Source organism: Chryseotalea sanaruensis, from assembly GCF_003990915.1.
GTDB lineage: Bacteria > Bacteroidota > Bacteroidia > Cytophagales > Cyclobacteriaceae > Chryseotalea > Chryseotalea sanaruensis.
Window position 1 is genome coordinate 402994 of sequence record NZ_BHXQ01000004.1, and the last position, 19001, is coordinate 421994.

16 protein-coding genes are annotated in these 19001 nt (G+C 40.1%); 9 read left to right on the forward strand and 7 right to left on the reverse strand.

Annotated features, from left to right (window positions below):
- Positions 1 to 7 precede the first annotated feature (7 nt).
- The 5 genes from SanaruYs_RS12445 to SanaruYs_RS12465 all read right to left on the reverse strand — a co-directional run bounded on the left by SanaruYs_RS12445 (position 8) and on the right by SanaruYs_RS12465 (position 6023).
- The gene (locus SanaruYs_RS12445) at positions 8 to 1309 is read right to left on the reverse strand and encodes a DEAD/DEAH box helicase (protein ID WP_127122887.1); all 1302 of its coding nucleotides are present in this window, start codon (positions 1307 to 1309) and stop codon (positions 8 to 10) included.
- Between the two features lie 272 nt (positions 1310 to 1581).
- Complete coding sequence (locus SanaruYs_RS12450) at positions 1582 to 2109, reverse strand: YceI family protein (RefSeq protein WP_127122888.1); 528 nt, start codon at positions 2107 to 2109, stop codon at positions 1582 to 1584.
- A gap of 111 nt (positions 2110 to 2220) precedes the next feature.
- Positions 2221 to 2793, reverse strand: coding sequence for a Crp/Fnr family transcriptional regulator (locus SanaruYs_RS12455; RefSeq protein ID WP_127122889.1), 573 nt, complete (start codon positions 2791 to 2793; stop codon positions 2221 to 2223).
- Positions 2794 to 2808: 15 nt separating this feature from the next.
- A complete protein-coding gene (locus tag SanaruYs_RS12460; RefSeq protein ID WP_127122890.1) occupies positions 2809 to 4443 on the reverse strand; it encodes an N-acyl-D-amino-acid deacylase family protein in 1635 nt (544 codons plus the stop codon).
- Positions 4444 to 4628: 185 nt separating this feature from the next.
- On the reverse strand, positions 4629 to 6023 hold the full coding sequence (locus SanaruYs_RS12465) for a type III PLP-dependent enzyme domain-containing protein (RefSeq protein ID WP_127122891.1): 1395 nt from the start codon (positions 6021 to 6023) through the stop codon (positions 4629 to 4631).
- A gap of 288 nt (positions 6024 to 6311) precedes the next feature.
- Between SanaruYs_RS12465 and rocF the strand changes: the two genes are divergently transcribed.
- From rocF to SanaruYs_RS12505, 8 genes are all read left to right on the forward strand, one after another.
- Positions 6312 to 7274, forward strand: a complete 963-nt coding sequence (gene rocF, locus SanaruYs_RS12470) for an arginase (protein WP_246011906.1) — start codon at positions 6312 to 6314, stop codon at positions 7272 to 7274.
- Positions 7275 to 7345: 71 nt separating this feature from the next.
- Positions 7346 to 8320 (forward strand): TolB family protein, encoded by a 975-nt coding sequence (locus SanaruYs_RS12475; protein WP_127122893.1) that lies wholly within the window; start codon positions 7346 to 7348, stop codon positions 8318 to 8320.
- 45 nt (positions 8321 to 8365) lie between these two features.
- The gene (locus tag SanaruYs_RS12480; RefSeq protein WP_174842773.1) at positions 8366 to 8854 is read left to right on the forward strand and encodes an NADH-quinone oxidoreductase subunit A; all 489 of its coding nucleotides are present in this window, start codon (positions 8366 to 8368) and stop codon (positions 8852 to 8854) included.
- Positions 8832 to 9398, forward strand: a complete 567-nt coding sequence (locus SanaruYs_RS12485) for an NADH-quinone oxidoreductase subunit B (RefSeq protein ID WP_127122894.1) — start codon at positions 8832 to 8834, stop codon at positions 9396 to 9398. Before SanaruYs_RS12480 ends, SanaruYs_RS12485 begins: the two co-directional genes overlap by 23 nt.
- Positions 9391 to 9882 (forward strand): NADH-quinone oxidoreductase subunit C, encoded by a 492-nt coding sequence (locus SanaruYs_RS12490; protein WP_127122895.1) that lies wholly within the window; start codon positions 9391 to 9393, stop codon positions 9880 to 9882. The genes SanaruYs_RS12485 and SanaruYs_RS12490 overlap by 8 nt, the downstream gene beginning before the upstream one ends.
- Before the next feature lie 23 nt (positions 9883 to 9905).
- Positions 9906 to 11117: an NADH-quinone oxidoreductase subunit D gene (locus SanaruYs_RS12495; RefSeq protein ID WP_502697145.1), complete on the forward strand. Its 1212-nt coding sequence runs from the start codon at positions 9906 to 9908 to the stop codon at positions 11115 to 11117.
- A gap of 79 nt (positions 11118 to 11196) precedes the next feature.
- Positions 11197 to 12699, forward strand: a complete 1503-nt coding sequence (locus tag SanaruYs_RS12500; RefSeq protein WP_127122896.1) for an NAD(P)H-hydrate dehydratase — start codon at positions 11197 to 11199, stop codon at positions 12697 to 12699.
- 103 nt (positions 12700 to 12802) lie between these two features.
- Positions 12803 to 13153, forward strand: a complete 351-nt coding sequence (locus SanaruYs_RS12505; protein WP_127122897.1) for a T9SS type A sorting domain-containing protein — start codon at positions 12803 to 12805, stop codon at positions 13151 to 13153.
- On the opposite strand, the gene SanaruYs_RS12510 is transcribed toward SanaruYs_RS12505, so the two are convergent.
- Both SanaruYs_RS12510 and SanaruYs_RS12515 read right to left on the reverse strand, forming a co-directional pair.
- Positions 13150 to 14172, reverse strand: coding sequence for a threonine aldolase family protein (locus SanaruYs_RS12510; RefSeq protein WP_127122898.1), 1023 nt, complete (start codon positions 14170 to 14172; stop codon positions 13150 to 13152). The two genes, SanaruYs_RS12505 and SanaruYs_RS12510, sit on opposite strands and share 4 nt — an antisense overlap.
- A gap of 240 nt (positions 14173 to 14412) precedes the next feature.
- The gene (locus tag SanaruYs_RS12515; protein WP_127122899.1) at positions 14413 to 16377 is read right to left on the reverse strand and encodes an OmpA family protein; all 1965 of its coding nucleotides are present in this window, start codon (positions 16375 to 16377) and stop codon (positions 14413 to 14415) included.
- 154 nt (positions 16378 to 16531) lie between these two features.
- Here SanaruYs_RS12515 and lon point away from each other — a divergent pair, with 154 nt between their 5' ends.
- A complete protein-coding gene (gene lon, locus SanaruYs_RS12520) occupies positions 16532 to 18988 on the forward strand; it encodes an endopeptidase La (RefSeq protein ID WP_127122900.1) in 2457 nt (818 codons plus the stop codon).
- Positions 18989 to 19001: the final 13 nt, after the last annotated feature.

Sequence of the window (19001 nt, forward strand, 5' to 3'; positions counted from 1 at the left end):
AAGAGCACTAAGTGCTCTTTTTAAAATTACTGTTCGTTTTCTTGGCTCCGAACCATTTCTTTTTTTTGGCCTCTCCGGTTTTTGGTCGATTCGATCTTTGTTCTCCGTTGCGACTTGTTTTCTTAGGGCTTTGTCGTTGTGGCTTTGGTGCACGTGAAGTAAATCCATCGCGAACCATAGCGTATGGATTGGACGCAGCCATGGGGATAGGCTTGCCAATCAGCTTTTGAATGTCTGTAATAAACTCCTGCTCTTCAGCATCACAAAAAGAAATAGAGATACCGCTGGCACCTGCTCTTCCTGTTCTGCCTATTCTATGAACATAAGTTTCCGGAATATTAGGAATTTCGTAATTGATCACGTGTGTTAAATCATCTACATCAATACCACGTGCTGCTATATCGGTAGCCACTAAAACACGAATAGCAGAGGCTTTAAAATTAGTAAGCGCCCGTTGTCTCGCATTTTGTGATTTGTTACCGTGAATAGCTTCAGCACTCACACCGGCCTGATTTAGTTCTTTTACCACTTTATCAGCTCCGTGCTTAGTACGTGTAAAGACAAGTGCACGCTTGATAGAAAGCTCAGTCAATACGTGTTGCAGTAATTTGCGTTTATCTTTTTTATCAACCAGGTAAAGTGATTGTGTAATGGTATTGGCTGTAGAAGATACGGGAGCCACTTCAACCCTTACCGGATTAGTTAAAATGGTATTGGCAAGTTCAGCAATTTCTTTAGGCATGGTAGCTGAAAAGAAAAGTGTTTGACGCTTAGCCGGAATCTTAGCGATTACCTTTTTAACATCATGAATAAAACCCATGTCCAGCATGCGGTCCGCTTCATCCAACACAAACATTTTGAGTTGATCTAACTTAACAAAACGTTGGTTGATCAAATCCAATAAACGGCCAGGCGTAGCAATCAAAATATCAACACCTCCGCGCAGGGCATCGGTTTGTGCTTTTTGAGACACACCACCGAAAATAACCGTGTGTTTGATGCGAAGGAATTTACCATAGGCAGAAAAACTATCGCCAATCTGAATGGCCAACTCTCTTGTTGGTGTTAAAATCAAGGCTTTAATGCCAGCAGGTCCTTTTTTATAAAGTTCGTCCTGATGCAATAATTGAAGAATGGGTATAGCAAAAGCTGCCGTTTTACCTGTTCCTGTTTGGGCACAACCCAATAAATCTTTTCTTTCTAAAAGAACGGGAATGGCTTTCTCCTGAATGGGGGTTGGTTTAGTATAACCTTCTGCTTGTAACGCTTTCGCGATGGGTTCTATTAACTGTAATGACGAAAATGACATGTATTATTTTGTTACACGAGGCGCTGTATTAATTTTAATGATGCCTCTTTAGAAGTCAGCCAAAGAATGTATTTGAATTTATTGTACGTTTATGCGAGCTGACGATACAAATATACGGAATTAAATCGGATTCTCGTGTTCTTAATCCTGCTCTCCTTTTGAGAGGATTGAGGTCAGCCTGCCTGTAAGTAGCCGTTTCGCAAAGGCAGAACCACAAAAAAACCCTTCGCATTGCGAAGGGCTTTACTCTAGGTAATTTAAGAATTAATGAATTAACCTTTAGCTAATTCAACATTCAAATGAAGCTTCACCTCGTCACTTACCACTACGCCACCTGCTTCTGTTACCGCGCTCCAATTCAACCCAAAATCTTTACGATTTACTTTACCGTTAATCTCAAAACCTGCTTTTGTATTTCCCCAAGGGTCAACCATGATACCACCAAACTCAGCAGACAATTCAACTGCTTTAGTTGTGCCACGCATAGTCAAGTCACCTGTTAATTTATAGTCATTACCAGATACTTTCTTTACAGTTCCTTTGAAATCAATAGTAGGGTACTGCTCAGCAGCAAAGAAATCAGGAGATTTCAAGTGCGCATCACGATCAGCCTGGTTAGTGTCGATGCTGTTTACATCAAGACTAAAGTTTGCTGTGGCACCATCGAAATCATCGCTTGCACTTTCAATGCTTCCGCTGAATTTTTTGAAGAAACCTGTTACTGTTGCAATAACAAGGTGTTTCACTTTAAACTGTACTTCTGTGTGTGTTGGGTCAATGCCCCATTTTGTAGTAGCCATATCGATCTTTTTTGTTTGTTACAATTACAAGACAAAGATCGCATTAGTGATTCCTTTAACACTTGAACTGGATTAAGATGAGCAGTAGATATCTTGAACTAGATTAAGAAACTAGCGTTCCATTAGTCTCCGCCTGATTTTACTTAAAAATTCAGGAGTAATGCCCAAATAAGAGGCTATGTACTTGAGGGGAACATATTGTTCAAGGCTTGGGTATTTCTTTTGAAAATCGAGATAACGCTCTTCTGCTGTGGCAGCAATATTTTGCACAATCCTATTTTGATGGGTAATAAGGGAGTTTTGAAAAATGATGCGGAAATATTTTTCAAATACAGGAAAGCGCTCAAATAGTCCGTCAAGATCTTTCTTTTTGATTAGTAACACTTCGCTGTCGGCCAGTGCACGAGTTGAATAAGCGGAGATTACTTGTTTGGTAAAGCTGTTTAAATCTCCCGTCCACCAATTGGGCATGGCAAATTGGATGACATGCTCTTGTGCCTGATCGTTGGTGTAGTAGGTCATCAAACAACCACTTTTCACATAAATAAAATCTTCAGTGATTTTTCCTGTTTTTTCAATGAACTCACCTTGTTTAAGTACATGTGGTTGAAGAAGTGATAAGAAATAATTTCCTTCTTCTTTTGAAAGTGTTATATGTTTTTCTATAGCCTGAAGGATACTCATGAAGCGAAGTAACAATTATTTTCTCTTTCCTGCACCATAAACAATTCGACCGGGGAAATTACCTGTATGCTCACCGTTGTCCAATACTTGTTGCCCGTTAACGAAGACATGTTCTACACCAACGGCATATTGATGAGGAGCTTCATAAGTGGCTTTAGCTTCTATTGTTTGAGGATTAAAAATAGCGATGTCAGCGTAATGACCAATTTTTAGAAGACCTCTTTTGTATAAATTTAAACGAGTTGCTGGTAAGCCCGTCATACGGTGAATGGCTTCCTCCAGCGTAAAAAGTTTTTCATCGCGTGTGTACTTACCTAATACACGTACAAAAGTTCCGTAGGTGCGCGGGTGCACCATGCCAAAGTCTTTAAAACCTTTTACCTGATCCAACGAAGTGCCATCAGAACCAAAACTAACATAAGGCAACTGTAACATGCGCTTCATATTACTTTCAGAAATTAAAAAATATACGCCAGCAGCCGGTGACCTATCAACCAATAATAGATCAAGTAAAGTTTCATCAGCATCCTTGCCGTGTATGCGGGCTACTTCATCTAGTCGTTTGCCTCTGTATAAATTGTTTAATGAATCCAGCCTGAAGCCCAACACCATTACATTTTCTGGCTCAGCATTTTTTGAAGGAATACCATTTCGCATTTCATCAAGTACTTTTTTCCTGATGGCTGGATTTCGAAGTCTTTTGCGCATTTCTTTTGCGCCTCCTTCTTGTACCCATGTGGGTAGTCGCGCCAGTAGTGAAGTATTACTGGCAGCGTACGGATACATATTGGCAGTGATCTTTAATCCTGCTTTTTGAGCGCTGTCTATTTTTGCAAGAACAGTATCAATTTTGGTCCAGTTACGCTCATGGTTAATTTTTAAATGATAGATCTCAGCAGGAATATTTGCTTCGCTCGCAATGCGTAGCATTTCGTTAAGTGCATCTAAAATAAAATCACTCTCACTACGCATGTGGGTGATGTAGATGCCTTTATAAGCAGAGGCAACTTTTGCCAGTTCAATTAATTCTTCAGTAGGGGCGTAGTTGGCAGGAGCATAAATAAGTGAAGTACCCAATCCGAGTGCTCCTGCCTCCATGGCTTCGCGCACCAGTGTTTTCATTTCTTCTAACTCTTCCTTGGTGGCAACACGGTTTTCGTATTCCATAACATAATGCCTTACAGTAGTGTGCCCTATGAAGGAGGCTACGTTTGGAGTCACACCTTTCTTTATAAGCCATTGCATGTAACCATCGAGTGTAGTCCAGAGACTGTCAACTGGTTTTTTAAGATTTCGCCTGACAGGTCCTGGTGACCAGCCTTCGCCAAAGATTTCTAAGGTAACGCCTTGCTTAAGATCGGATAAGGAACGACCATCCATCAGCAGACTTCTATCTCCCCAACTAAGCATGTTGATAAAACCAGGACTGACAGCTAAACCTTTAGCATCAAATTCTTTTTTGCCCTTGGCCGAAGAAAGATCACCAATAAAAGCAATGGTATCTTTATTAATGGCTATGTCTGTTTGCTTTGGAAGTGCACCACTGCCGTCATACACCTGTCCATTGCGGATTACAACATCATACATTTGTTGTTCGCCACAAGAGGTTAGCGCAATCAAGAGGCTAGAAAGTACGAGCCATGGTTTCATACCACCATGTTACGAAAAAATGCTAATTGTTTGATCTGTGTATTTACTTTAAATATTAATCGCCACAGACCACACAGATTTGCACAGAATCAAAGCTTTCATCTGTGGATCTTCGTGTAATCTGTGGCAACGGAAATTTTTAGAAGCTGGTGCTCAGTTATTTCCTTTAAGAAGGATCGACTTGCTTACGCGTACCCCAATAACTTCATCATACTCTCGCTGCTCTGTTCAGTGGCGAACAACGAAGTGGTTATCTCACCATCTTCATTGCGATCGATCAATACGTGTTTAGGAGCTGGAATCAAACAATGTTGAATACCGCCATAACCACCCAACGACTCTTGATAAGCTCCGGTGTGGAAGAATCCAACATATAATTGCTCTTCATCGTTGCGCATCGGTAAGAAAACTTCACCAGTATGAGCTTCAGAGTTGTAATAATCCTGGCTGTCGCAAGTAAGTCCTCCAATATTTACTTTATGATAAGGATCATCCCATTTGTTAAGCGCAAGCAAAATATATTTTTGACTCATGCCCCATGTATCTGGCAAGTGCGTGATAAAGGAACCATCGATCATGTACCAAAGCTCCTTATCGTTTTGTAATTTTTCGTTAATGATTTGGTATAAAACCGCACCACTTTCGCCAACGGTATAGCTACCGAATTCTGTATAGATGTGCGGAACAGGCACGTTATTCTTATCACAAATCCATTTAATATTCTCCACGATCTGTTCGATCATGTATTTGTAATCGTACTGGAACGTGAGCGATGTTTTGATTGGGAATCCACCACCGATGTCAATAGAGTCGAGGGTAGGGCAAATCTTTTTCAATTCGCAATACTTAAATATGAAGCGGCTTAATTCGCTCCAATAGTATGCAGTATCTTTAATGCCTGTATTAATAAAGAAGTGAAGGAGCTTCAATTCAGCTTTTTCGCTCTTTTCTATTTTTTCTTTGTAGTAGCTATTAATGTCGCTATAACGGATGCCTAAGCGCGAAGTATAGAACTCAAAATTTGGTTCTTCATCGGCAGCAACCCTGATACCAACTTTGTAAGGAACATTTACACCAGCTTCGTAATGATCCATCTCATACAAATTGTCGAGAATAGGAATGCAGTTTTTAAAGCCATCATTTAACAATTCGGTAATGTACTGCATGTACAATGGGCGTTTAAAACCATTGCAAAGCACATATGTATCTTTAGTTACCTTTCCTTTATTATATAATGAACGAACAATTGGAATATCGAAAGAAGAAGACGTTTCCATGTGAACATTCTTGTTCTTCAATGCCTCTTCCATCACAAAAGAAAAGTGCGAGGATTTAGTGCAATAACAATAGGTATAAGTACCGTTGTATTTCGTTTTTTCTAACGCATTTTGAAAAGTAGCCTGCACATACCGTATGTTTTCGCTGATTCTGGGCAGATAAGTAAGCTTTAGCGGTGTGCCATATTGTTTTACAATGTCCATTAGGGGCACATCGTTAAACAGCAATTCATGATCACGGACTTTAAACTCCTTTTGTGGAAACTCAAAAGTCTGTTCAATCAGGTCGCGGTAGCTCTTCATTTATGGTATGGATAGATTGTAATTATGAAAAAAGGCCATTTCGTTGATGAGAATCAGCACATTAGCCTTAAAACCATCCTTCGAATTGGGAAAGAGTGCAAAAATCACATAAAATTGCCATCTTTGCAAGGTCTAGCTAATTATGGTAAACCCTTACAGCAACCAATTTTCAGTGCCGCCCTACACAGGCTTGTATGCACTGCCCGACTATTAAGGTCGAGAGGTTTGCTTCGTATTTTTCTATCCAGCGGTTTATTAACTATTCAATTACTATTAATTCTATTTTTTGTGAAAGAGATAAAGATCATAGAGGTGAAATCAGAGATCGGTGCCGGTACTCGTGGCGCTAGTCTTGGTGTGGAAGCTATGAAGATTGCCAGCCTTGATTTAAAATCTGATTTTTTTAAACAGTACGATTCTATTGAGGTGGAAAACGTAAACGAAATGCTTTACGATGGTGCCGAGCACGCACACGCCAAATTTATTGATGGCGTAATGATCATGGAGGAACGTGTTTGTCTGGAAGTATATGAACAGTTGTTTGATGAGTTCTTCCCCATCATAATGGCAGGTGATCATTCTACTGCTTACGGAACCATTGCAGGTATTAAAAAAACGCATCCTAAAAAACGTCTTGGTGTGGTCTGGATTGACGCACACGCAGACTTGCACTCACCTTACACTACACCATCGGGTAACATGCACGGTATGCCTCTAGCGATGGCTTGTGGTTTTGATAACCTGGAATGTAAGGTGAATGATCCTAAAGGTGAAACCATAGAGTATTGGGAGCAATTGAAAAATGTAGGTGTTGCAGGACCAAAAATTTATGCGGAAGATATCGTGTTTATATCTGTGCGTGATTTTGAAAAACCTGAAAACTATTTGATCAATAAGCACAACATGAGTTTCATTGAGACCGAAGATGTGAAGAAACTCGGTCCGGTTAAGATTGCAGAAAGGGCCCTGCAGATGTTGGATCACTGTGATTACATCTATATCTCCTTTGATGTAGACAGTATGGATAGCCGTATCTCTACGGGAACAGGTACACCAGTGCCTAACGGACTTACAGTAGATGAAGCCAAAGTCTTAAATGAAGAGTTGGCTAAGAGCCCTAAAGTTTGTGCCTGGGAAATTGTAGAGGTAAATCCAACGCTTGATACTGAAAACCGCATGGCAGAGGGTGCTTTCGAAATTATGGAGGCAACCGCCAAAGCTATTATGGCTAGGCCGGTAATGGCTGAGTAGGCATTGAGGTCAGGGATTTAGCTTAAAGATGGGGACAAAATCATTATCTTAGCTAGATAATCCCTTCCCTTATGAAGCATCAGATTCAATCAACTTTTTCGGCAGCCTTACTACTGCTAACTACAAGTTGTCTGTTTTTTGCCTGCTCAGGCAAAAAGGAAACTCAATATAAAATTGCCTACAATGTCTATTACGACACCCTGAATGACGACTATGAAGTGTTTGTCATGAACATGGATGGTACTGGCAAGAAAAATATTTCTAATTCTCCCGGAGTTGATTGGATGTACTATACCTATAAAGATAAAATCTACTTTGTTTCAGATCGCGACACTACACATCGTATGTATTTTTTGTACAGCATGGATGCGGATGGAAACAATGTCAAAAAAATATCGAATTTACGACTGGAGGACTCCTGGCATAACACACGGAATGAAGGTAGAGAGATGATTGTTTCCGGACGTGTTGGTGGAGAGATAAGGCAGCAGTTGTTTCTTATCGATACTGAAACAGGAACCTACGAGCCATTTGTACAAGACACAGCCTCTTCTTTTAGCGACCCTGCCTTTTCGCCAGATGGTAAACAAGTTGTATTTCGCCATCGTCAGCAAAAACGCAACTACAAAAATGAAAAATCTGAATTATGGTTAATGTCTGCTGATGGCACCGGCAAAAGACAGCTTACCTTCTTTCCTGAATCAGACACAAGCGCTGAATGGTTTGTTTACCATGCAGGGCCACCTAAATGGCACCCAACAGAAAATTTCATCTCGTATCAATCTTTCAGAGACGGTAAGTACCGTTTGTTTGCCATCAAACCTGAAGGAGGCGAAGCCTGGAGGCTGATAGAAAATACGACTGGCCTTGAAGAAGACTGGCATAGCTGGAGTTCTGATGGTAAGTGGCTGACTTTTGGTATGGCCGACTACTCAAAAGGCCATGTAGATGTTTACCTGATGAATTGGAAAACCAAAGAAATTAAGCAGCTCACAGACAGCTGGCAGTACGAACAGGCTCCCGTATTTGTGGAGGTACTTCAATAGGTTAAAGATTAGCAGGGCAGGCTTACCTTCCCTATATTTGAACACGTGAATACAAGTAATTCTTATCTGTCAGAATTTTCCACTGTACTGCTATTTATTATTGGTGGCATAACCTTCCTGTCATTCACCTTCCTGATATCCAGGCTGCTGCGCCCTCACCGTCCGAATACAGAAAAGCTCTCAAGCTATGAAAGTGGTGAGCAAGCCGTTTCATCAGCCTGGCCACAATTCAATATTCGCTTTTATGTAGTAGCCATTTTGTTTCTGCTCTTTGAAGTGGAGCTGATCTTTCTTTTTCCCTGGGCAAGTGTTTTTACGGACAAAGCATTAATAGAGGCAAGCAATGGAACATGGGCATGGTTTACTTTGTTTGAAGTAGTAACCTTTGTGTTGGTATTGGTGGTTGGACTGGTTTATGCCTGGGCAAAGGGTTATTTTAACTGGACTGGAGATAAGTCACAAGTAAGTGATATAAAGTCTCCCGTGCCATCACAACTTTACGAGCAAATCAATGAGCGATATAAAACCAAGTAACTTTGATCAATTCGCGAAAGCGGTTGGTGATGAAGTTCCGATCTACAAAGAATCCATTGGCAATGCAGGTGTAATCATTACCAAGCTAGATGACTTGCTGAACTGGTCGCGATTGTCATCTATGTTTCCCATGACTTTTGGTTTGGCTTGTTGCGCCATAGAATTTATGAGTACAGGCACTACACCTTACGACATGGATCGTTTTGGTATGGCACCTCGTGCCTCACCCAGACAAGCCGATGTGATGATCATCGCAGGCACTGTAGTATTTAAAATGGCAGATCGCATTAAGCGCTTATATGAACAGATGGCGGAACCACGCTACGTGATTTCCATGGGCTCTTGTTCAAATTGTGGTGGGCCTTATTGGCAGCATGGCTACCATGTAGTAAAAGGTGTCGACAAAATTATACCGGTTGATGTTTACGTACCCGGATGTCCACCAAGACCAGAAGCATTAATTGGAGGTATTATGCAATTGCAGGAGAAGATAAGTAAGGAGACTTTGATGGCAGATAAGCTAAACAATAAGCAGCATGGATGAAACATTAGTTGAAGTCCTTACGCCTTTGATTGGACAAGCTCCTGTTATCAATAAAGCGAACACACCTTTTTCTATTGAAATAAGTATCGATAAGATTTTGGCTGTCTGCGAAAAGTTATACAAACATCCTACTTGTTATTTCGACATGCTTTCCTGTATTACAGGTTTGGATAACGGTAAAGAGGCGAACACCATGGAAGTGATCTATAATCTCTATTCCATTCCTTTCAATCATCATTTAATGTTGAAGGTAATTTTACCAAGAGAAAAACCTGAAATAGATTCTGTCATTTCTATTTGGCGCACAGCCGATTGGCAGGAGCGTGAAGCTTTTGATATGTATGGCATTGTTTTTAAAGGTCACCCCGATTTAAGAAGAATACTCATGCCAGCCGATTGGGAAGGTTATCCCTTACGTAAAGATTATCAGACACAGGAAGAATATAATGGTGTGACCGTTAAATACGAAGACAGAACTCAATAATTGTCCACTGTCAATTGTCAATTTTGAATCTAAAAAAAACAGATACCGCCCAAAATCTTCTCACCTCTGAGCCAGGAAAGTTCAATGAAGGAGAATTGCGTTCTGAGGAGATGATTATCAACCTTGGGCCACAGCACCCATCAACACACGGTGTGTTGCGTTTGGAAGTATTGTCGGATGGTGAGGTGATTAAAGAAGTTGTTCCACACATCGGTTATCTACATCGCTGCTTCGAAAAGCATGCTGAGAATCTTCCTTACAACCAGATTATTCCTTTTGTAGACCGGATGGATTATGTGGCCTCTATGAATTCGGAACATGCTTATGTACTAGGCGTAGAGCGTATGTTGGGTATCACTGAACAAATCCCTAAACGTATTGAGTACACCAGGGTGTTAATGGCAGAACTCAATCGGATTGCTTCACATTTTATTGCTATTGGTACTTACGGAATGGACATTGGTGCTTTCACACCTTTCTTCTGGGTAATGCGTGACCGCGAACATATTTTGCGCTTGCTTGAATGGGCCAGTGGTTCGCGTTTATTGTATAACTACATGTGGGTAGGAGGTCTCTTCTATGATATACCGGTAGGGTTTGAAGATCGTTGTAAAGAGTTTGTTACTTATCTGAAACCAAAACTGAAAGAACTCGATAGTATCCTGATTGACAATAAAATTTTTATTCAACGCACCGCCAACATTGGTGTGTTACCCCGCGATATGGCCATTAATTATGGCATAACCGGCCCTATGTTGCGCGGCTCTGGTTTGCGTTTTGATTTACGCAGAGTAGACGCCTACTCTGTTTATCCTGAAATTGATTTTGATATCCCGATAGGTGAAGGCAAGATGGGAACATTGGGCGATTGTTGGGATCGAACCTGGGTGAGAATGCAGGAAGTGTATCAGTCTGTTAGAATTATCGAGCAATGTTTAGAGAAACTTACTAAAGAACATAAGCGCACAAAAGAATTTGATCCACAGGCTTTAGTACCGAAGAAAATACGTCCGCAGGCACAAGATTTATATGTGCGTGCAGAAAACCCGAAAGGGGAGTTAGGTTTTTTCTTCAGAACAGATGGAAGAAGCGATGTGCCTTTCCGTTGTAAGGCCAGAGGGCCAAGCTTCGTTAATTTGTCGGTGTTGCCGGAGATAACACGCGGTGTACTCATTGCAGATTTAATTGCAATAGTAGGTTCTCTTGATGTGGTCATGGGAGAAGTAGATCGCTAAATTTATATTGTTAAATAAATTAGTTAGGGTTTCATCATGAGCTAGTAGCAAGTAGCTCAAAGCTAGCAGCTATAGAAATATGCTTAAAATACTCACAGCAGAACAAATCAGGGCTTTGGATGCGCACACCATCATGAATGAACCTATCACTTCGGTTGATTTAATGGAGCGTGCAGGACAAGCTTTTGTCTCTTGGTTTTGCAGGCATGTTGATGTGGTGCAAACAGTTGGCATAATCTGTGGCACGGGTAACAATGGTGGGGATGGTTTAGTAATTGCCCGATTACTCTTAACATACAATTACAAAGTTAAAGTCTGGATTGTAAGAGGAGAATCAAAAGAGAGCACAGACTTTACAGCTAACTTAAATCGTATTGCTACAAAACATCTGGTAAATGAAATTAGCAACGAACAAGAGCTATCATCATCAGATTTTACGGATTGCCATGTATTGATTGATGCATTGTTCGGAACAGGCTTATCAAGAAAGGTTGTAGGTTTACAAGAAGCAGTTATCAAAAAAATGAATGATACAACTGCTTACAAAATAGCGGTTGATGTCCCCTCGGGTCTACAAATCGATAAACCATCTATTGGAACTATTTTTAAAGCAGACTTTACCTTAACTTTTCAATTACCTAAATTAGCTTTTCTGTTGCCCGAAAATTTTCAGTATGTAGGCAACTGGCAAGTTGTGCGTATTGGTCTCGACAAAAAATTTATTGAAACATCGGATACAAAACATTTTCTATTAGAGAAAAAAGATGTTAAAGCAATTCTAAAACCAAGGAATAAGTTTGATCACAAAGGCAACAATGGCAAGGCGTTATTGATTGCCGGAAGTTATGGAAAAATGGGTGCTGCTATATTGGCAGCTCGTGCCGCCATGCGTACCGGCTTAGGTTTGCTAACCACACATGTACCTTCAGCATGCTTAACTATTATACAAAATAGTGCACCTGAAAGTATGGCAAGTGTAGATGGTCATGAACATTACTTTACAACAACCCCTTCATGCGAGGATATAGATGCTGTTGGTGTTGGGCCGGGTATAGGGCTTCATAACGAAACAAAACGTGCTTTTGAAAAACTGTTACAGCAATCAAAAAAGCCTTTGGTTGTAGATGCTGATGCCATCACTTTATTGGCGAACCATCCTTCTCTATTACTGTTATTACCACCTCAATCAATTCTCACGCCTCATCCTGGTGAATTCAGACGTTTGGTGGGTGATTGGGCAAACGACTTTGACAGATTGGAGAAGCAAAAGAATTTCTCAAAACAAATAGGAGGCATCGTTGTGCTGAAAGGAGCTCACACCAGCATTACCTCACCTAATGGAAAAGTTTATTTTAATTCAAGCGGAAATCCGGGTATGGCAACGGCTGGCAGTGGTGATGTGTTAACAGGAATGATTATGAGTTTACTGGCGCAAGGCTATAAACCGCTTGATGCAGCCATTGTTGGGGTCTTTTTACACGGTTGGGCAGGCGATTTGGCTGTTCGAAAAATGGGTGAAATATCATTGATTGCCTCAGATATTATCGATTTTATACCCCCGGCCTACCACGATTTGAGGTAATTCTTAAGTTAGATTAAACTTTTAGGCGTCCAATTGCATCTAATAGGTGATAATTGACCTAGAATTAAAAACTTTTGGACATATTTTTGCGTATACATAACGAATGAAAAGCCTGAATCTTATACTACTGATCGTTTTTTCTTTTGCGATTGCTGCAAAAGCACAGTCAGGCTTTGAGTCAACTTTCAATCAGCAAGATCCGCAAGCTAAAATCCAACTCTTCCCTAACCCTGCTGCAGAATTTTTACATGTTAAGTTAGAAGGTGTTAAAGTCAGCAACCTGCAGATCGCTGTTCGCAATATAATAGGCAACGAAATACAAACTGAAATTGATTTTGTTGGTGATGATGAGTTCAGACTTAAAGTTAAAGACTACAACACGGGTTACTATCTCCTTGCCTTGTATGATGAGACCTCCAACTTCAAAGGCACCTACAAATTTCTAAAGCGTTAAGCGCTTTGCTTTTTTATAGCCTCCACTAAAGTATTCACATCTTCTTCTGTTGTATTATAAGAGCACATGAATCTGCATTCATTTGTTTTCTCGTTCCATACATAAAAGAAAATAGCTTCCTGTACTTTTTCAATAATGGCTTGCGGCAAAATAGCGAACACCCCATTGGCATCTACTGGCTGCGTAATTCTAATAGAAGATATTGCACCTAACTTCGTGGCTAATAGTTTTGCCATGTTATTCGAATGAGTCGCATTCCTTTTCCAAAGGTCATTGCTTAATAATGTATTGAACTGGGTACTGATAAAACGCATTTTGGAATGCAATTGCATCCCTTGTTTACGTTGATATGAAAAATCAGCTGCGAGCGAAGTATTAAAGAAAACAACCGCTTCACCTATCATCATACCATTTTTAGTGCCTCCAAAAGAAAGTACATCTACACCGGCATCACGCGTAAAGCTTTTAAAATCTGAACCTAAACTCACAGCTGCATTGGCAATTCTTGATCCATCCATGTGTAAGTACATCTTGTATTTTTTTGCCAGAGATGACAACGCTTTGATTTCCTCAATACTATAAACAGTTCCGTATTCAGTAGACTGAGATATCGAGATAACCTTTGCCTGAGGATGGTGCTGATCCTGAACACGTATAATTCTTTCTTCGACTGCAGCTGGTGTAAGCTTTCCATTGGGGGCGGGGACACCAATAATTTTACAACCCAGAAATTTTTCAGGAGCTGTTGATTCATCCACATTAATATGCGCCAATTCAGGTGCAATAATAGAGTTGAAGCTTTTAGTCATGGCACTTAAGCCTAACACATTAGCGCCTGTGCCATTGTAAACAAAAAACACTTCTACGTCTTCACCAAAATGCTGCTTGAATTTTTTTGTCGCTTCTTCTGTGTAGGGATCATTGCCATAAGAGCCAACATGTTCCTGGTTAGCCGTTTCAATGGCTTTTAGGATTTCCGGATGTATACCTGAATAATTATCGCTGGCGAAGGCTCTCATAACATTTAATATTAGGTGCTCAAGTTTATAAATTTGAATGACTTTATCACTGTGAATTTTATTTGTGGTTAGATATTATTTTGTTCAGATAATGCCTTGAATGAGTATGCGAGGCCCAGCGGCCTGAGAGCGAAAACTCAATTATTATTTTTATTATAATGATTTGTTAGTATTCGAATCTTATAAAAGCAACAAAGATTGCATCATCTGTATTCTGATGAGAGTTTATGATTAAAATTTTCAATTCCTCCTGATCTCAAACTCCACGCGTCTGTTCAACTTGCGCGAATGATCATCAGATTCCTCTACTATAGGATTGGCACTACCATAGCCATGAGCATCAATGCGATTTGTATCAATTTTGAAGGTGTAAGTCAGATACGCCTTTATAGCATCAGCTCTGGCTTGCGACAAACGCAAATTCGATTCTTCCTTGCCTTGTGAATCGGTATGGCCTGAAATGAATAATTTGAACGTAGGATGGTCAATTAAAAAATTAGCCAGGCGGTCTAAATCATTATGCATAGCTGGTAAAATATCAGCTTTACCATTTTCAAACTCTAACTGATCAAAGGCAATCTTACTCTCAATGGGCTCCGCTTCTTTATTGATTTCCATGTCTCCATCTAGATAAAAAAATTCTTCAATGCGAAAGAAATCATCCCCCTGAATAATCAGTAAGTAGTTACGTTTATTAATCAGACTAAAATCGAAACTGCCATCTTCTCTGATAAACTGCGGTGCCACCTCAACACCTTTATCCAAATCAATAATAGAAACAATACCTTTTAAAGGTTTGCCAGTAGTTTTACTTTTTAAATTTCCCTTTAGGATGACAACAGCTTCGGGTTGCGCCTCCATAGGCACAGGGAAAGAATGAAGATCAAGATTTTGTAAATCAAAAGTATCAGCACGCGCATAGTACAAATGACTTGATTCAGTATCAATAGTAAAATAGTACTCACCTCCTTCACCATTTACTAACGGGCCTGTATTCTTGGGTTCCGTCCATGAGTTTCCTTTTTTGTAGGATTTATAAATATCAAACTCACCAAAGTTTAAAGGGTGTCCGTCAGAACTAAAGTATAAAACATTAAAACGATGGTGAAAGAAAGGACTAACTTCATTGCCCCTGGTATTGATAATAGGGCCAAGGTTTTTAGCAGCTGTCCAGTTCCCTGTTTCGTCCTTAATAGTATAATAGATATCAGATAGTCCAAAGCCACCCAGACGGTCCGAAGCAAAAAACAATGTGTCTCCCGTATGTGAAAGTGAGGGATGAGAATCCCAAAAAACAGAATTGATAGTAGGCCCGAGGTTGCGAATGTTCCCCCAGGTACTATCGACTTGCATGTCTGCAATTAATATATCACAATTGCCGAGTACTCCAGGTGCATTGCACCGAGAGAAGAATAAATGCTTGCCATCTTTACTTAAGCAAGCAGACCCTTCGTTGTAACCGGTGTTAACATTTTTAAATTCTTCAGGCCATTGCCACTCACCATTTTGTTTAAGTGAGTAGAATATATCTTCATTCACTGTTTTCTCCATACCCGTTCGCATCGAGTTGCGTTTTGAGGTAAATAGCAAAACATCGTCACGGTTGCCAATGGTTGGGCCATAGTCTGCTGCACTTGGTGAGTTAATCAGCGGCCCCATATTTACTAACACACCATGCGGAGGTTGTAAAGTATCAATCTCTCTTCTATAATTTACTAACTCATAGTAATAGTTAAGCGGCACATAATTTTCACGCTGATTTTTACTGAGTGAATCGTATTCCGCCTGTATCTTTTTTATGTTAGCCTCTTTTGGGTGATGTTTTAAAATAAGTTTGTAGAGCAGGATTGCTTCACCCTTTGGTCCAAATTGTTGAGAGAGTTTAGCCAGCTCCCACAACATAGAGTTATTGCGATAGAAATTTTCTATGCCGAAGTTCTTTACATAAGCTTTGGTGAGTCGATAAAGGCCTTCATCCGTGCGCGGATAATCATCAAGTGCTCGTAGTTTTTTAGCATCAAAATAGTACTTGACTTTGTTCAGATTGGGAAAATCAAAGATGTCAGATTGGCTGTAAACTGTCAGGCTATCGCTCACTTGGATAATGCCTCCTTTTTTAAAGGATGTTTTCTTCTTTTGCGCCTCGGCAATATGAGGTGACAAAAGGTAAAACACTGCAAGTGAGACTAAAAAGTGGGCTTTCACTCCTTGTTGAGTTGGTAAAAAATGGCCTTCCGGATAAAGTTGATATAATTTCTCTTCTTTTACAAACCCATTGGCATTACTATTGTCCTACAAGCCCGACTTTACGTTTTAATACATTAACAGACTAATATTGCCATTTTGGCATTCTACATACATGTTCAGAAATAAGCCGATACAATTAGTTCAAGAAGAGAATGACGACCTGATCCAGATGATCAATCCTGAACAGGAGACCGATCTGAAGGCAGAAGACCTCCCTGAGGAACTTTCCATTCTTCCTATAAAAAACACTGTCCTTTTTCCAGGGGTTGTGATTCCTATTACTGTTGGCCGTCAGAAATCCATTAAGTTGGTGAAGAAGGCTTATCAGGGCAATCGCATTATTGGCGTATTGCCACAAAAAAATGCGCAACAAGAAGAGCCGACCATTGATGACATCTATCGCATAGGTACTGTTGCACGCATTATTAAAATGCTGGTGTTGCCTGATGGAAATACTACTATCATTATTCAGGGTAAGAATCGTTTCTCTATAAAAGAATTTGTACAAGAAGAACCTTACCTGACTGCGCGTATCGAATTGTTGGCTGAAGAAAAAGCTAATTTGAACAGCCGTGAAGCTAAAGCAATTGTGCAATCGTTAAAGGAAGCAGCCCTAAAAATTCTGAAACTGAATCCTGAGATTCCGCAGGAAGCACAGGTGGCTTTGGATAATATTCAGAGCATGTCTTTCTTGATTAATTTTTTATCATCAAATCTAAATGTGGATGTTTCTGATAAACAAAAAATTTTAGAGACGCCTAACATCATAGCGCGGGGCACTTTGCTTTTGCAATACATGTCCCGCGAAATTCAGATGCTGGAAATAAAAAGTGAGATCCAGAAAAAAGTTCACACAGATATCGATCAGCAACAACGCGATTATTATTTAAGACAGCAAATCCGCGTGTTGCAAGACGAGCTAGGTTTCGATGGTCCGGATAAAGAGATTGAAGCGCTCCGTAAAAAAGGTGAGGCTAAAAAATGGTCAGCAGATGCACAAAAACAATTCAATAAGGAATTAGATAAACTTGGACGTGTTAATCCACAAGCAGCAGAATTTCCTGTTGGCATGAATTACGTGGAGTTTATGCTTGACTTACCTTGGCAGGAATACACTGTAGATGATTTTGATTTAAAGAAAGCCAAGAAGATTTTAGATCAGGATCATTCAGGTTTAGAAAAAGTAAAAACAAGAATTCTAGAGTATCTCGCAGTATTAAAATTAAAGCGCGATATGAAAGGTCCTATCTTATGTTTATACGGTCCCCCGGGTGTAGGTAAAACATCATTGGGAAAATCTATCGCGAAAGCGTTGAATAGAAAATATGTGCGCATGTCATTAGGCGGTGTACATGATGAAGCAGAAATACGTGGGCATCGTAAGACTTATGTTGGCGCAATGCCAGGCAAGGTTTTACAGAATATCAAAAAATCTCAATCTTCTAATCCTGTTTTTATTTTAGATGAGATTGACAAACTACGCGCTGACTTCAGAGGCGATCCTTCTTCAGCGATGTTGGAAGTGTTAGATCCTGAGCAGAACAGTGCTTTTGTAGATAACTACTTAGAAGTTGATTACGATTTATCGAAAGTATTATTTATTGCTACGGCTAACTCTTTAGACACCATACAACCTGCTTTGCGCGATCGTATGGAAATCATTGAGATTACAGGTTATACGCGAGAGGAGAAAGTAGATATTGCTACAAAGCATTTGGTGCCAAAACAGTTAAAAGAGCACGGACTTATTCCTAAAGATGTAAAGTTTGCAAAGGAAGCAGTTGAAAAAATTATCGAAAGTTATACACGTGAATCTGGTGTGCGTACCTTAGAAAGAAAAATCGGTACGATGGTGCGCAACGTTGCCAAGGCTGTGGCCATGGAGGAGGAGTATGACAAAGAAATCACTGCTGAAACTGTACGTAAAGTATTAGGTGCTGAAATTTTTGATGATGAGTTGTATCAAGGTAACGAAGTAGCTGGTGTAGTAACCGGTCTTGCCTGGACACAAGTAGGAGGAGAGATATTGTTTGTAGAATCAAGCCTGAACAGAGGAAAAGGTGCTTTAACCATTTCAGGTCAATTAGGTGATGTGATGAAAGAGTCTGCTGTGGCCGCTTTATCATATTTGAAATCGAATGCTGATGATTTAAATATTGATCACCGACTTTTTCAGCAATATGATTTACATATTCACGTACCGGCTGGAGCTGTGCCAAAGGATGGTCCTTCAGCAGGTATTACCATGCTGACTTCGTTGGCTTCAATTTTTACTCAGCGTAAGGTTAAACAAAATTTGGCCATGACTGGGGAAATTACCCTGCGCGGTAAAGTGCTTCCGGTAGGAGGAATTAAAGAGAAGATTTTAGCGGCCAAGCGCAGTGGAATTAAAGAGATTATTTTAAGCGAAAAGAATAAGCGCGACATCGATGAAATTGAAAAGCACTATATCAAAGGATTGAAGTTTCACTTTGTAGCAAATGTAGCAGAGGTTTTAAAAATTGCTTTATTGAAAGATAAGGTAGAGAAACCTATGCAATTCGTATTCGCAGAAAAGCAACCTGCTTAAAAGGCACTTTTCA

Bases quoted from the DNA above. Each gene is read 5' to 3' on its own strand.
- SanaruYs_RS12475 (WP_127122893.1), top strand. From the start codon at position 7,346: ATGAAGCATCAGATTCAATCAACTTTTTCGGCAGCCTTACTACTGCTA.
- lon (WP_127122900.1), top strand. From the start codon at position 16,532: ATGTTCAGAAATAAGCCGATACAATTAGTTCAAGAAGAGAATGACGAC.
- SanaruYs_RS12485 (WP_127122894.1), top strand. From the start codon at position 8,832: ATGAGCGATATAAAACCAAGTAACTTTGATCAATTCGCGAAAGCGGTT.
- SanaruYs_RS12500 (WP_127122896.1), top strand. From the start codon at position 11,197: ATGCTTAAAATACTCACAGCAGAACAAATCAGGGCTTTGGATGCGCAC.
- SanaruYs_RS12510 (WP_127122898.1), bottom strand. From the start codon at position 14,172: ATGAGAGCCTTCGCCAGCGATAATTATTCAGGTATACATCCGGAAATC.
- SanaruYs_RS12460 (WP_127122890.1), bottom strand. From the start codon at position 4,443: ATGAAACCATGGCTCGTACTTTCTAGCCTCTTGATTGCGCTAACCTCT.
- SanaruYs_RS12465 (WP_127122891.1), bottom strand. From the start codon at position 6,023: ATGAAGAGCTACCGCGACCTGATTGAACAGACTTTTGAGTTTCCACAA.
- SanaruYs_RS12490 (WP_127122895.1), top strand. From the start codon at position 9,391: ATGGATGAAACATTAGTTGAAGTCCTTACGCCTTTGATTGGACAAGCT.
- SanaruYs_RS12450 (WP_127122888.1), bottom strand. From the start codon at position 2,109: ATGGCTACTACAAAATGGGGCATTGACCCAACACACACAGAAGTACAG.
- SanaruYs_RS12505 (WP_127122897.1), top strand. From the start codon at position 12,803: ATGAAAAGCCTGAATCTTATACTACTGATCGTTTTTTCTTTTGCGATT.
- SanaruYs_RS12455 (WP_127122889.1), bottom strand. From the start codon at position 2,793: ATGAGTATCCTTCAGGCTATAGAAAAACATATAACACTTTCAAAAGAA.
- SanaruYs_RS12445 (WP_127122887.1), bottom strand. From the start codon at position 1,309: ATGTCATTTTCGTCATTACAGTTAATAGAACCCATCGCGAAAGCGTTA.